This is a genomic window from Rhodanobacter sp. Root179 (assembly GCF_001428465.1).
Classification (GTDB): Bacteria; Pseudomonadota; Gammaproteobacteria; order Xanthomonadales; family Rhodanobacteraceae; genus Rhodanobacter.
In genome coordinates, this window is the sequence record NZ_LMHR01000079.1 from 35,319 (window position 1) to 47,461 (window position 12,143).

General features: G+C 67.8%; 12 protein-coding genes. 6 read left to right on the plus strand and 6 right to left on the minus strand.

The genetic code is table 11. From position 1 onward, the window contains the following. Positions 1 to 75 precede the first annotated feature (75 nt). The gene (locus tag ASD82_RS10245) at positions 76 to 1,581 is read left to right on the plus strand and encodes a peptidase S10 (RefSeq protein ID WP_056717727.1); all 1,506 of its coding nucleotides are present in this window, start codon (positions 76 to 78) and stop codon (positions 1,579 to 1,581) included. A 40-nt stretch (positions 1,582 to 1,621) separates the two neighbouring features. Here ASD82_RS10245 and egtD read toward each other — a convergent pair whose 3' ends face one another. Next, entirely contained in the window at positions 1,622 to 2,611 is a 990-nt protein-coding gene (gene egtD, locus ASD82_RS10250) for an L-histidine N(alpha)-methyltransferase (protein WP_056717728.1), read from the minus strand. Next, positions 2,608 to 3,855, minus strand: a complete 1,248-nt coding sequence (egtB, locus tag ASD82_RS10255; RefSeq protein ID WP_056717729.1) for an ergothioneine biosynthesis protein EgtB — start codon at positions 3,853 to 3,855, stop codon at positions 2,608 to 2,610. Before egtB ends, egtD begins: the two co-directional genes overlap by 4 nt. Positions 3,856 to 4,082: 227 nt before the next feature. Between egtB and ASD82_RS10260 the strand changes: the two genes are divergently transcribed. Continuing rightward, entirely contained in the window at positions 4,083 to 4,526 is a 444-nt protein-coding gene (locus ASD82_RS10260) for a DUF6491 family protein (RefSeq protein WP_056717730.1), read from the plus strand. 74 nt (positions 4,527 to 4,600) lie between these two features. Here the strand turns inward: ASD82_RS10260 and ASD82_RS10265 are convergent, their stop codons facing one another. From ASD82_RS10265 to ASD82_RS10275, 3 genes are all read right to left on the minus strand, one after another. Continuing rightward, positions 4,601 to 5,017, minus strand: coding sequence for a hypothetical protein (locus ASD82_RS10265; protein ID WP_056717731.1), 417 nt, complete (start codon positions 5,015 to 5,017; stop codon positions 4,601 to 4,603). Between the two features lie 61 nt (positions 5,018 to 5,078). Beyond that, the gene (rlmKL, locus tag ASD82_RS10270) at positions 5,079 to 7,280 is read right to left on the minus strand and encodes a bifunctional 23S rRNA (guanine(2069)-N(7))-methyltransferase RlmK/23S rRNA (guanine(2445)-N(2))-methyltransferase RlmL (RefSeq protein WP_056717732.1); all 2,202 of its coding nucleotides are present in this window, start codon (positions 7,278 to 7,280) and stop codon (positions 5,079 to 5,081) included. Further along, positions 7,277 to 7,801, minus strand: coding sequence for an alpha/beta hydrolase (locus ASD82_RS10275; protein ID WP_056717800.1), 525 nt, complete (start codon positions 7,799 to 7,801; stop codon positions 7,277 to 7,279). Before ASD82_RS10275 ends, rlmKL begins: the two co-directional genes overlap by 4 nt. A gap of 90 nt (positions 7,802 to 7,891) precedes the next feature. Between ASD82_RS10275 and ASD82_RS10280 the strand changes: the two genes are divergently transcribed. Genes ASD82_RS10280 through ASD82_RS10295 form a run of 4 tightly spaced genes read left to right on the plus strand, consistent with a single transcriptional unit; the run spans position 7,892 to position 10,536 of the window. Continuing rightward, positions 7,892 to 8,452, plus strand: a complete 561-nt coding sequence (locus tag ASD82_RS10280; protein ID WP_056717733.1) for an N-acetylmuramoyl-L-alanine amidase — start codon at positions 7,892 to 7,894, stop codon at positions 8,450 to 8,452. A gap of 54 nt (positions 8,453 to 8,506) precedes the next feature. After that, positions 8,507 to 9,373: an acyl-CoA thioesterase II gene (locus ASD82_RS10285; protein ID WP_056717734.1), complete on the plus strand. Its 867-nt coding sequence runs from the start codon at positions 8,507 to 8,509 to the stop codon at positions 9,371 to 9,373. An 18-nt stretch (positions 9,374 to 9,391) separates the two neighbouring features. Then, complete coding sequence (locus ASD82_RS10290) at positions 9,392 to 9,784, plus strand: DUF2007 domain-containing protein (RefSeq protein ID WP_056717735.1); 393 nt, start codon at positions 9,392 to 9,394, stop codon at positions 9,782 to 9,784. A 44-nt stretch (positions 9,785 to 9,828) separates the two neighbouring features. Further along, a complete protein-coding gene (locus ASD82_RS10295) occupies positions 9,829 to 10,536 on the plus strand; it encodes an arginyltransferase (RefSeq protein ID WP_056717736.1) in 708 nt (235 codons plus the stop codon). 15 nt (positions 10,537 to 10,551) lie between these two features. On the opposite strand, the gene ASD82_RS10300 is transcribed toward ASD82_RS10295, so the two are convergent. Beyond that, complete coding sequence (locus ASD82_RS10300) at positions 10,552 to 12,060, minus strand: FMN-binding glutamate synthase family protein (protein WP_056717737.1); 1,509 nt, start codon at positions 12,058 to 12,060, stop codon at positions 10,552 to 10,554. Positions 12,061 to 12,143 lie beyond the last annotated feature (83 nt).

The following is a 12,143-nucleotide window of genomic DNA, read 5'->3' on the forward strand; positions in this document are numbered from 1 at the left end:
CACCCATGCCTTTCAGCACACTCGGCGCAACTGCCGCGCGTTTAGGCTTCGGTCTTTACGTCCGAGGAGAGGCCTGTGCGCAAGTCCCTGCCGTTCGCCCTGATGGTCGCCCTGCTGTTGCCTGGATTCACCACCCCGGCCGCCGCGGCCGACAGCGACAAGCCGGCGGCGAGCGCCCAGGCGGCGGGCAAGGATGGCTTCCAGCTGCCGCCGTTCCCCGCCGACGCGCACGTGACGCAAACCGCCACGGTCGACGGCCGCACGCTCAAGTACACGGTCACCGTCGGCTCGCTGCCGGTGCGCGACGAGAAAGGCAAGACCACCGGCGAGGTGGTGTTCACCGCCTACACCATGGCCGGCAACGACCGGCCGGTGACGTTTGCGCTGAACGGCGGCCCGGGCGCCTCGTCGGTCTACCTCAACCTGGGCGCGATCGGCCCGAAGAAGGTGGACTTCGGCGTCGAGGGCGACTCGCCGTCCGAGCGCCCCACTCTGCACGACAACCCCGGCACCTGGCTGGGCTTCACCGACCTGGTCTTCATCGACCCGATCGGCACCGGCTACAGCCGCGCGCTGGTCGATGACAAGGAGGCAACGAAGCAGTTCTACAGCACCGACGTCGACATCAAGTACCTGTCACGGATCATGTACGACTGGCTGGTGAAGAACGGCCGCATGGATGCGCGCAAGTACTACGTGGGCGAAAGCTACGGCGGTTTCCGCGGCCCGCGCATCACCGAATACATGCAGACCCAGCTGGGCGTGGCGATGAGCGGCGTGACGCTGATCTCGCCGTATCTCGACCCCGGCGCATGGAGCGACGACACCGTCTCGCCGCTGCCGTGGATGACTACCCTACCGTCGATCGCGGCGGCGCACCTGGAGCGCGAAGGCAAGCTCAGCGCCGAGACGATGGCGCCGATCATCGCCTATACGCGCGGCGAGTACGCCACCACCCTGATGAAGGGACGTTCCGACCCGGCCGCCACCGAAGCGATGATCCGCAAGGTCACCGAGCTGACCGGGCTGGACCCGCTGTTCGTCAAGCGCTCCGGCGGCCGCCTCGAAACCCAGGCCTACCTGCGCGAGGTGTATCGCGCCGAGGGCAAGCTGGGCAGCCGCTACGATTCCAACGTCACCGCGTGGGACCCGTTCCCGTACGCGCCGCGCCAGCAGACCGGCGACCCGATCCTCAACGGGATCATCGCGCCGACCACCACGGCAATGGTCCACTTCGTCACGCAGACCGTGGGCTGGAAGGTCGACGGCCGCTACAACGCGCTCAGCTACGAAGTGAACCGCCTGTGGCACGAGGACGACGACGCACAGGAGGGCTCGGTGAAGGAACTGCGCCAGGCCGTGGCCAACGACCCCGGCCTGCGCGTGCTGATCGCCCACGGCTGGGACGACCTGTCCTGCCCGTTCATGGTCTCGGTGCTGGCCGTCGACCAGATGCCGGCGATGGGCGACCCGTCGCGCGTGCAGGTCAAGGAATACCCGGGCGGCCACATGTTCTACGCCCGGCCCGACAGCCAGGCCGCGCTGACCGCCGACGTGAAGCAGCTCTACGGCGTGAAGTGATCCCTGGAGGCGGGCCGGCTTCGCGCCGGCCCGTCGCCGCTCAGCGCGCCACGGCGCTGGCGCGCACCAGGTATTGCACGCTGAACATCCGCTGCGGGTCCAGCCAGGTGCGCATCACCGCCAGCCCGGCCTTTTCGGCCAGGGCGGCGAAGTCTTCCAGCGAGTACTTGCAGCTGTATTCGACCTGGATCACTTCTTCGGCGCGGAAACCCACCTTGCTGCTGCCGATCTTCACCTGCTGCTCGCGGCTGCTGACGATATGCGTCTCGATGCGGCCGGCCATCGGGTTGTAGCGCGCGTGGTGGCGAAAGGCTGAAAGATCGAAATCGCTGCCGATCTCGCGGTTCAGCCGCGCCAGCATGTTCAGCGTGAACTCGGCGGTGACGCCGGCGCGATCGTTGTAGGCCGCTTCCATCTGCGCAACGTCCTTCTTCAGGTCCACGCCGATCAGGATGCCGCCCGCGTCGCCCATCTCGTTGCGCATCTTGCGCAACAGGTCCACCGCGTCGCGCGCCTCGAAATTGCCGATGGTGGAACCGGGGAAATACAGCACCGTCCGGCGCGGTGCGCGCGGCGGGATCGGCAGGCGCAAGGGCTTGCTGAAATCCGCACACAACGGCTGCAGCGGCAGCTGCGGGAACTCCAGGGCGAGCCTGCGCACGCTCTCGTTCAACGGCGCTGGCGAGATCTCGACGGGCACGTACGACACCGGGTCGTGCATCTCGCGCAACAGCATGCGGGTCTTCAAGCCGCTGCCGCTGCCGTATTCGACCAGCCTCACCTCGCTGCCCAGGCTGTCGGCGACGCTGGCGGCGTGTTCGTCCATCAGGGCGACTTCGCAGCGGGTCAGGTAATACTCGGGCTGTTCGCAGATCTGCTCGAACAGGGCCGAGCCACGCTCGTCGTAGAACAGCCACGAAGGCAGGCGCTTGAGTTTCAGGCCCAGGCCGTGCCGGGCGATCGCCAGCAGGTCGTTCAGTGGCGGGCGGCGATCGTCGTCGCCGGTACTGCAGGGTTGTACGCTGCTCATCGATCCTGTCCCAGTCGCAGCCCGGCAAACTGCCAGCGGGCGTGTGGCGGAAAAAAATTGCGGTAGGTGGCGCGCAGATGGTCGCGCGGCGTGGCGCACGAACCGCCCCGCAGCACCCACTGCCCGCACATGAACTTGCCGTTGTATTCGCCCAGCGAACCGGGCAGCGGGCGAAAGCCCGGGTAACTGATGTAGGGTGAGGCGGTCCACTCCCACACGTCGCCAAACATCTGCAGCAGCCCCTCGCCAGCCACGGCTGGCTGCGGCTGGCAGCGTCCCTGGTCCTGCAGGTTGCCGTGCACCGGCAGGCCCTGCGCGGCCGACTCCCATTCCGCTTCCGTGGGCAGTCGTGCGCCGGCCCAGCGCGCGAACGCCTCGGCCTCGAAATAGCTCAGGTGGCAGACCGGCTCCTGCGGATCGATCGCGCGCACGCCGGCCAGGGTGAACTCGCTGGCCAGGTCGTCCTGCCAGTAGATCGGATGCTGCCAGCCCTCGCGCTGCACCGTGGCCCAGCCTTCGGACAGCCACAGACCGGGCTCGCGATAACCGCCTTCGCGGACGAAGGCCAGGTACTCGGCATTGGTCACCAGCCGGTTGGCCAGCGCATGCGGCTGCAGCAGGGTCCGGTGGCGTGGGGTTTCGTTGTCGAAGGCGAAACCCTCGCCGCGATGGCCGATCTCGACGATGCCCTCGCCGCCATCGATGTAGCGCAGCGGCACGGCCTTCGCGCCAGCCTCGGCGAGGATCGGCGCGCGATATGCGGGCTGCAGCGGATTGCACCAGAACGCGTGCTTGATGTCGGTCAGCAGGAGTTCCTGGTGCTGCTGCTCGTGATGCAGGCCCAGTTCGATCAGCGAGGACAGTTCGGCGTCGTCCTGGCGGGCCAGCAGGTCGGCCACCATGTTGTCGATGCGCCTGCGGTAGTCGCGCACCTCGTCCAGCGAGGGGCGCGACAGCAGCCCGCGTTGCGGTCGCGCATGCATCGGCCCGACCGACTGGTAGTAGGAATTGAACAGGTAATGCCACGCCGGATCACGGGGCCGATAAGCCGGGTCGCGCCCCAGCACGAACTGTTCGAAAAACCAGGTCGTGTGGGCCAGGTGCCATTTGCCGGGGCTGGCATCGGGCATCGATTGCAGCTGCAGGTCTTCGGCGCTGAGGTTGGCGCAAAGTTCCAGGCTGCGCCCGCGCACCTTGCCGAAGCGGCTGCCGATGTCTTCCGCCGCCAGCGTTCGCGAGGCCATCAGCCGGCCCTCCGGGACGACGTCCCGGTGCCAGCGTGGAAACGGGAGTCGGTGATGTAGTCTCGGGTCACATGCATATTCCCCAGCATGGCGGATCAACCGTTCACTTCTTGTGACAAGAGTATCGCGGATACTCCGTCTGCTCTCCCCATGCCGGCACATCGCGGCATGCAGCTGCCGTGGCTGGATCACGGTTCGCACCATCCCGAGAAAGCGAGGCACGTCCGATGAAACTGATCCTCCCCCTGATGATGCTTGCCCTTGCCGCCGGCGCGGGTACCGCGCAGGCGGCCGACAAGGCGGCCCATCCGCCCCTGCCCGCCGGCGAGTGCATCGACACGACCCAGATCAACGAATGGCACATCGTGGATGCACGCACCGCAATCGTGCGCACGGGCCCGAAGCGCTACCTGGTCGAATTGCGCCATGACTGCCCGCGGCTGGGCATGGTGCCAGCGGGACTGAGGTTCCGCCCCAACCGCTCCAATGCCATCAACAATCGAGGGCGCATCTGCGGCGAGACGGGCGAGACCGTGCGCTCGCGCCAGCAGCCGCCGTGCGCGATCGATTCGGTCAGCCGGATCGACAAGCAGCGCTTCGACGAGCTCAGCGCCAGGGCGAAGCGTCACGGCAGCGGCGCGGAACAGCCCACGACCTTGCCCGCCCACTGACAGAAGCATCCCGCAAAACGACAGGGGCCCGGATGACCGGGCCCCTGTTCAAGCGCTTTCAGCGATGAGCGCGATCAATCGTCGCCGTAGCCATCGTCGCGGATGTAGCGCGTCTGGTACGGGTCGTCGTAGACCACGGTGCGCGTCTCCACCACGCGACGGGTGACCACCGGCTCCTCACGGTAGATCACGGTGCGCGGCTCGCGATAGACCGGCGCGTCGTAATACACCGGCGCCGGGCGCAAGGCGTTGTCGACCAGGCCGATCACGGCGCCCGTGACGATCGCGCCGGCGATCCAGCGACCGCCGCTCCAGTGACCACCGCCGTGACGGTAATAGCCACCGTGATAGCCGCCATGGTAGCCACCGTGATAACCGCCGCCATGGTAGCCATGTCCGCGCGCCGACGCGCTCAGCGGCATCGCCACCGCCGCTGCAACCGCCAGGCCGATGGCCCCCAGCTTGCCTGCACCACTGAAACGTCGAGTCATGAGTGTTCTCCGTTGTACGGGCAGATGCTCGTCGGATCAGGCTTAATGTGCACTGAAGGGTTCACTTTTTGATGCGGGCGCTGTCCCAGGGATTGATGCCCGGATCGGCCTTGCGTCGCCGCAACAGCCAGCAGCCGTGGATGTCGGCGCGGCGGGCGAAGTCGAACGGGATGCTGGGCGCGCTCCAGTCCTCGATCTCGAAGTACGTTTCCAGCGCCTCCCGGTCCAGCTTGAAGCGGCGGAAGTTGTTGGAGAACACGATCACGCCGTCGCGGGTCAGCCGCTCGTTGCAGGCTTCCAACAGCTTCACGTGATCGCGCTGCACGTCGAAATCCTCGGCGCGCTTGGAGTTCGAGAACGTGGGCGGGTCGACGAAGATCAACCCGTAATGGCCGCGGTCGCGCTGCAGGAATTCCAGCGCGTCGAATTGCATCAGCCGGTGGTCGACACCGGTGAAACCGTTCAGCGCCAGGTTGCGCGAAGCCCACTCCAGGTAAGTCGCCGACAGGTCGACGCTGGTGGTTTCCAGCGCGCCGCCCGCCGCCGCATGCACGCTGGCGGTGGCGGTATAGGCGAACAGGTTGAGGAAGCATTTCCCGTGGGCCAGCTCGCGCACCTTGCCGCGCACCAGGCGGTGGTCGAGGAACAATCCCGTATCGAGATAGTCGGTGAGGTTGACCAGCAGCTTCAGACCGTCCTCGTCCACTTCGATGAACTCGTTGCGCTGGTCCATCTGGCCGTATTTCGAACCACCCTTGCCGCGCTCGCGGGTCTTCAGCGCGATGCGTTCGCGCGGCACGCCGAGCACTTCGCCGGCGACCCGTGCGATCTCGCGCATGCGCAGGCGGGCCACGTCGGCGGGCACATCGGCCGGCGCGCGGTACTCCTGGATGTGCAGGTGGTCATCGCCATGCGTGTCGCCGTAGACGTCGATGGCGGCGGCGTACTCGGGCAGGTCCTGGTCGTAGGCGCGCCAGCAGTGGATGCCCTCGCGGGCCAGCCGCTTGCGCAGGTGCCGGACGTTCTTTTCCAGCCGATTCTTCAGCATCTGCGCGCCGGGAGACAACGGCTTCGCTTCACGCGGCTGCTCGTCGCGCGGCTTCAGGTCGAACGTCAGCAGCACGGTTTCCAGCGCGCCGTTGTACAGCGCGTAACGCTTTTCGGCATGCAGTTGCATCGCGCGGCCCAGTTCGACGTCGCCGGCCAGCACGGCGGCGCGCCAGCCGCTGAAACGCTGGCGCAAGGTGTCGCCCAGCGCGCGGTACAGCTTCGGCATCTCGGCGCGATCGCCGAGGCGCTCGCCGTACGGCGGATTGGTGATCACCAGGCCGTGTTCGACGCCGGACGGTGGCGCGGCGCGCGTCATGTCCTGCTTGTCCAGGGTGAAGAAACCCGCCACGCCCGCTTCCTGCGCATTGCGTTTGGCCGTCTGCACCATGCGCGGGTCGGCGTCGCTGCCGAAGAACACGCTGCGCAGCGTGCGCAGGCCGTTCTCGGCGCGCTGCTTCGCCTCGTCCAGCAGGCCGCGCCACAGCGCGATGTCGTGCTGCTGCCAGCCGAGGAAACCGAAGTATTCGCGGCGCAGGCCCGGCGCCACGTCGGCGGCCATCAGCGCGCCCTCGATCAGCAAGGTGCCCGAACCGCACATCGGATCGAGCAGCGCGCCGCCGGCCGCGTAGACTTCCGGCCAGCGCCCGCGCAGCAGCATCGCCGCGGCGAGGTTTTCCTTCAGCGGCGCCTCGCCCTGCTCCTCGCGCCAGCCGCGGCGGTGCAGCGGCGAGCCGGCGAGATCGAGCGACACGGTGGCGCGGTCGCGGCGCAGACGCAGGTTGATGCGGATGTCCGGCTCGTCGGTGTCGATGTCCGGACGCGAACCGTCGCGCTGGCGGAACTGGTCGACCACGGCGTCCTTGGTACGCAGGCCGATGAACTGGCTGTGGTTGAGCTTGCTCATCGCGGTGCCGGCATCCACCGCGAAGGTGGCATGCGCGGCCAGGTGTTCACTCCAGTCGATGCCCTGCACGCCGCGGTACAGCGCGTCGTCGTCGGCCGCGTCGAACTCGGCCAGCGGCAGCAGGATGCGGCTGGCCAGGCGCGACCACAGGCAGGCCTTGTAGGCGGTTTCGAGCGTGCCGGAAAAATGCGCGCCGGCCAGCGCCTCGCGCACGTCGCCGGCGCCAATGGCGACCAGTTCGTCGCGCAGCAGGTATTCCATGCCCTTGGGGCAGGTGGCGAAGAACGCGCGCGTTGCCGAGGTGTTCATGCGGCGGCCTGCTGGTCGAGCAACAGCCGGAACTGGGCGCTGATCGTGTCCATGCTGGCAGCCAGTCGGTGATCGTCGTCCAGCACCAGCAGCGGCAGGCGCCGCCGCGCGGCGAACGCGTGCACGCCGGCCAGCGGGCAGACATCGTCGCGCCAGCCGTGAATCAGCATGGCGGCACCGTCGGTGCGCAAGTCAAAGCGGCGCGCATAGCCGGGGATTTCGCTGGGGGTGGCCAGCAGCAACAGCCCGGCCACCGGCACCTCCAGCGAGACCAGTCCGGAAACGAACGCGCCCATGCTGGAACCGACCAGCAGCGGCGGCGCGTCGAGCGCCTCGATGGTGGCGCGCAGGCGGGCGATCCGCGGTGCCACCGAGCCGGCATGGCCGCGGCTGTCGTCGGCGCGGTAGTCCGGCCGCTGCGTGCGCCAGCCCAGCGACTCGGCCAGTGCGGCCAGCGCGCTGACCTTGGTCGCCTCGGGGCTCGAATCCGAACCGTGCGAAAGAATGATCTGGCCGCGCATGGCGGTCTCCATGAAAGTGCTCGAAGCAAGGCACGCATGGTAACAGGCGGCGTTTCCGCCGCGGCCGCGGCACGTGCGAAACTGCCGCGCATGAGCCTGACCATCCACGACCAGCCCCTGCCCTACGTCGACCTGCTGCCCGAGCGCCCCGCCGCGGCGGTGGAGCTGGTGGTGATCCACTGCACCGAGCTGCCGGACCTGGCCATCGCCCGCGAATACGGCGAGCGCGTGCTGCACCCCAGCGGCGCCGGCAACAGCGGCCACTATTACATCGACCGCGATGGCGCGGTGTACCGCTACGTGCCCGGCACCCGCGTGGCCAACCACGTGCGCGGGCACAACCCGAACTCGATCGGCATCGAGCTGGTGAACCTGGGCCGCTATCCGCACTGGTGGGATTCGCGCCAGCAGCAGATGACCGAGCCTTACACCGATGCCCAGATCACCGCGTTGCGCGCCCTGCTGGCCGAGCTGCGCCGGGATTTCCCGAACCTGCGCCAGATCGCCGGCCATGAACAGCTGGACACGGACCTGATGCCGGCCAGCGACGATCCCGCCATCCGGATCCACCGCAAGCTCGATCCCGGCCCGTTGTTTCCGTGGGCCGAGGTGCTCGAAGCTTGCGGCCTGAACCGGCCGGCGGTGCCGTAAGCGCGGCCGGCGCCCGCTATAATCGCGGGCTTACGTCCCCGCGAGTCCGACTCCATGTCACCCAACCACGTCACCGAACTGGTCGAGCTGCTGCAGCTCGAGCGACTGGAAGACAACCTGTTCCGGGGCCAGAGCCGCGACATCGGCACCCGCTTCGTGTTCGGCGGCCAGGTGCTGGGACAGGCCTTGTCGGCTGCCCAGCAGACGGTCGATCCGGCCCGCGAGGCGCATTCGCTGCACGCGTATTTCCTGCGCGCCGGCGACATCCGCGCGCCGATCGTCTACAGCGTCGAACGCACCCGCGATGGCGGCACGTTCTCCTCGCGGCGGGTGGTGGCGATCCAGCATGGCCAGCCGATCCTGAACGGTTCGATCTCGTTCCAGGTGCCGGAAACAGGCGTCGAACACCAGACCTCGATGCCCGAGGTGCCGGCGCCCGAAGACATCGAGCCGATGCATCCGCTGCCGCCGGATGAACTGGCCCGCCTGCCGGTGAAACTGCAGCGCTGGCTCGGCATCGACGGCCCGTTCGAGTTCCGCCAGGTGTGGCCCCGCGACGAGCTGCATCCGGTGAAGCGTCCGCCAATCCAGCACATCTGGTTCCGGCTGACCTCGCCGATCGACGACTCGGCGATCCTGCACCGCGCGCTGCTGGCGTATGCCTCGGATTTCCACCTGATCGGCACCGCCACGCTGCCGCACGGCATCTCGTACATGACCCACAACGTGCAGATGGCCAGCCTCGACCACGCGCTGTGGTTCCACCGTCCGTTCCGCGTCGACGAATGGCTGCTGTACACCTTCGACAGCCCCACCGCCCAAGGCGGCCGCGGGCTCGCGCGCGGACAGATCTTCAGCCGCGACGGGCACCTGGTCGCCTCCACCGCGCAGGAAGGCCTGATCCGCGTGCGCAACGACTGATCGCGTAGACTCCCGCCCATGCGCCAGATCTATACCTCTCCCCGCGAGCAGAACATCGATACCGTGGTCGCCCTGATGGCCGAGCACGGCATCGAGGCCACGGTGTCCAACCGCTCCAACTACAACCGCTCCAGCTGGCAGCGTTTCAGTTACTCGCAGCGCCAGGAAGATCGCAGCCGCTGGCCCCAGGTGTGGATCACCAGCGCCGACGATTACACCCGCGCCCGCGCCCTGCTGCGCGAGATCGGCATCGAGCCGGTGGTCCGTTATGGCGAGGAGCTGGCTGCTGCACGCAACCCCACCCCGATGGACCGGCGCAGGCTTACCGTCGCCCGGGTGCGCCGCATCGTGCTGCTGGTGGTGCTCGGCGTGGCGGCGGTGGCGATGCTGCGCAATCTGCACGTGTTCTGAATCGACCACGTGCGGCGCCGCCTGCCGCGGCATAGAATCGGTCCATGCGCCGATCCGACCAAGTCCGGCTGTTCCAGACGCTGCCCCATGCGTGCGGCTATTACGCCGACCGCACAGCGCAGAACCTGGTGCTCGATCCGGCCGCGCCCAACCTGGACCAACTTTACGGCCCCGCGCTGGAACGCGGCTTTCGCCGCGCCGGCGGCCACCTGTATTTCCCCCATTGCGCCAGCTGCCGCGCCTGCACGCCGTGCCGCATCGACGTGGCGAACTTCCAGCCGGACCGCAGCCAGCGCCGCTGCCTGCAGCGCAACACCGACGTGGTCGTCACCGAATGCATCCCCGGTTACAACCGCGAACGCCATGCGCTCTACGAGCGCTACCTGCACAGCCGGCATGCCGGCGGCGGCATGGACGACGCCGAGGCCAGCGACTTCCGCCGCTTCCTCACCGCGCCGTGGAGCCCCACCGTGTTCATGGAGTTGCGCGCGGGGCCACGCCTGCTGGCCGTGGCGGTGACCGACATCTGCCTCAACGGCATTTCCGCCGTCTACACCTTCTACGAGCCGGAGGAAGCCGGGCGCAGCCTCGGCACCTTCGCGATCCTGCAACAGGTGGAACTCGCCCGGCGCCGCGGCATCCCGTGGCTGTACCTGGGCTTCTGGATCGACGGCCACCCGAAGATGGATTACAAGCGGCGCTTCAAGCCGCTGCAGATCCGCACGGCCCAAGGCTGGACCGACATGCCATAGGACGGGCAGTCCGTCCTACGAAGGCTCTCGCTGCGGGTACGGAAACAGCTTCTCCAGCGGAATCGACAAACCGTCGTCGCCGACCACGCGGCAATGCCCGCGATTGAGCTGGCGCGGTTCGCTGACGCCGCAGCTGTGGGCGATGATGCCCACTTCGTGCATCACGTTCTTCGCGTAATGGAATACCCGCTCGGCCTTGTCGGTGACCACCAGGCCACGCTGCAGTTTCGGATTCTGCGTGGTGATGCCGGTGGGACAGGTGTTGCGGTTGCACTGCAGCGACTGGATGCAGCCCAGCGCCAGCATGAAGCCGCGCGCCGAATTGACAAAGTCCGCACCGATCGACAACGCCCACGCCACGTCGTAGGCGGTGATGCACTTGCCCGAGCAGACCACCTTGATGCGTTCGCGCAGGCCCTTGACGATCAGCATGTCGATCAGCGCCGGCAGCGCCTCGTGCAGCGGCAGGCCCACGCCTTCCATCAGGGTCTGCGGCGCGGCGCCGGTGCCGCCCTCGGAGCCGTCGACGATGATGAAGTCGGGCGCGCTCCCGATGCCGCGCCGATGCACTTCATCGCACAGCTCGCCGATCCATTCGGCGCCACCCAGCACCGCCTTGAAGCCCACCGGCTTGCCGGTGAGCTCGCGGATGTGGGCGATGCTGTCCATCAGCTGCGCGACGTTGCCGATGTCCAGATGGCGGTTCGGGCTTTGCGAATCCTCGCCGACCGGAATGCCGCGGATCGCCGCGATCTCGGCGGTGACCTTGGCGCCGGGCAGCAGGCCGCCCATGCCGGGCTTGGCGCCCTGGCCCAGCTTGATGCTGACCATCTTCACCTGCGGGTGCGCGCAAATCGCCAGCAGCTTCTCGTCGTCGAGCTTGCCGTCCGGCGTGCGCACGCCGTACTTGGCCGTGCCGATCTCGAAGATGATGTCGCAGCCGCCTTCCAGGTGATACGGCGCCAGGCCGCCTTCGCCGGTGTCCATCCAGATGCCGGCCTTGGCCGCGCCGCGCGACAGTGCCCGCACCGCCGGCGCCGACAGTGCGCCGAAGCTCATCGCGGAAATATTGAAGAACGCGGCGTGGCTGTACGGCTCGCGCGCGTACGGGCCGATCGTCACCGGCACCGGCTCGACATGATCGGTGCCCAGGTCGGGGAACGGCGCATTGACGAAGAACGGCACGCCTTCGGCCCGCAAGTCACGGCTGGAACCGAACGCGTTGGTGTTGTCCACGTTCTTCGCCGCGCGATACACCCAGGTGCGCTGGGCGCGGTTGAACGGCATTTCCTCGCGGTCGCTGGAATACAGGTATTGGCGGAAGAACTCGCCCAGGTGCAGGAACCAGTAGCGGAAGTGCCCGATCACCGGGAAGTTGCGCAGCACCGCGTTGCCGGTCTGGTTGCGGTCGACCACCCAGGTCGCCAGCAGCACCACCACCGCCAGCGCCAGCAACAGCAGCGCGAACGCCGCCGCCAGCTCGACCACCACCACCAGCCAGTGCGCGAATCCGCCTGATTCCATCCTTGCCTCTCCCCGATCAAGGGCTCGCCGTCAGCGCGAGCGGTTACGACTGGAAAACCGTCGTCGATAGCGCAGAGCCTATC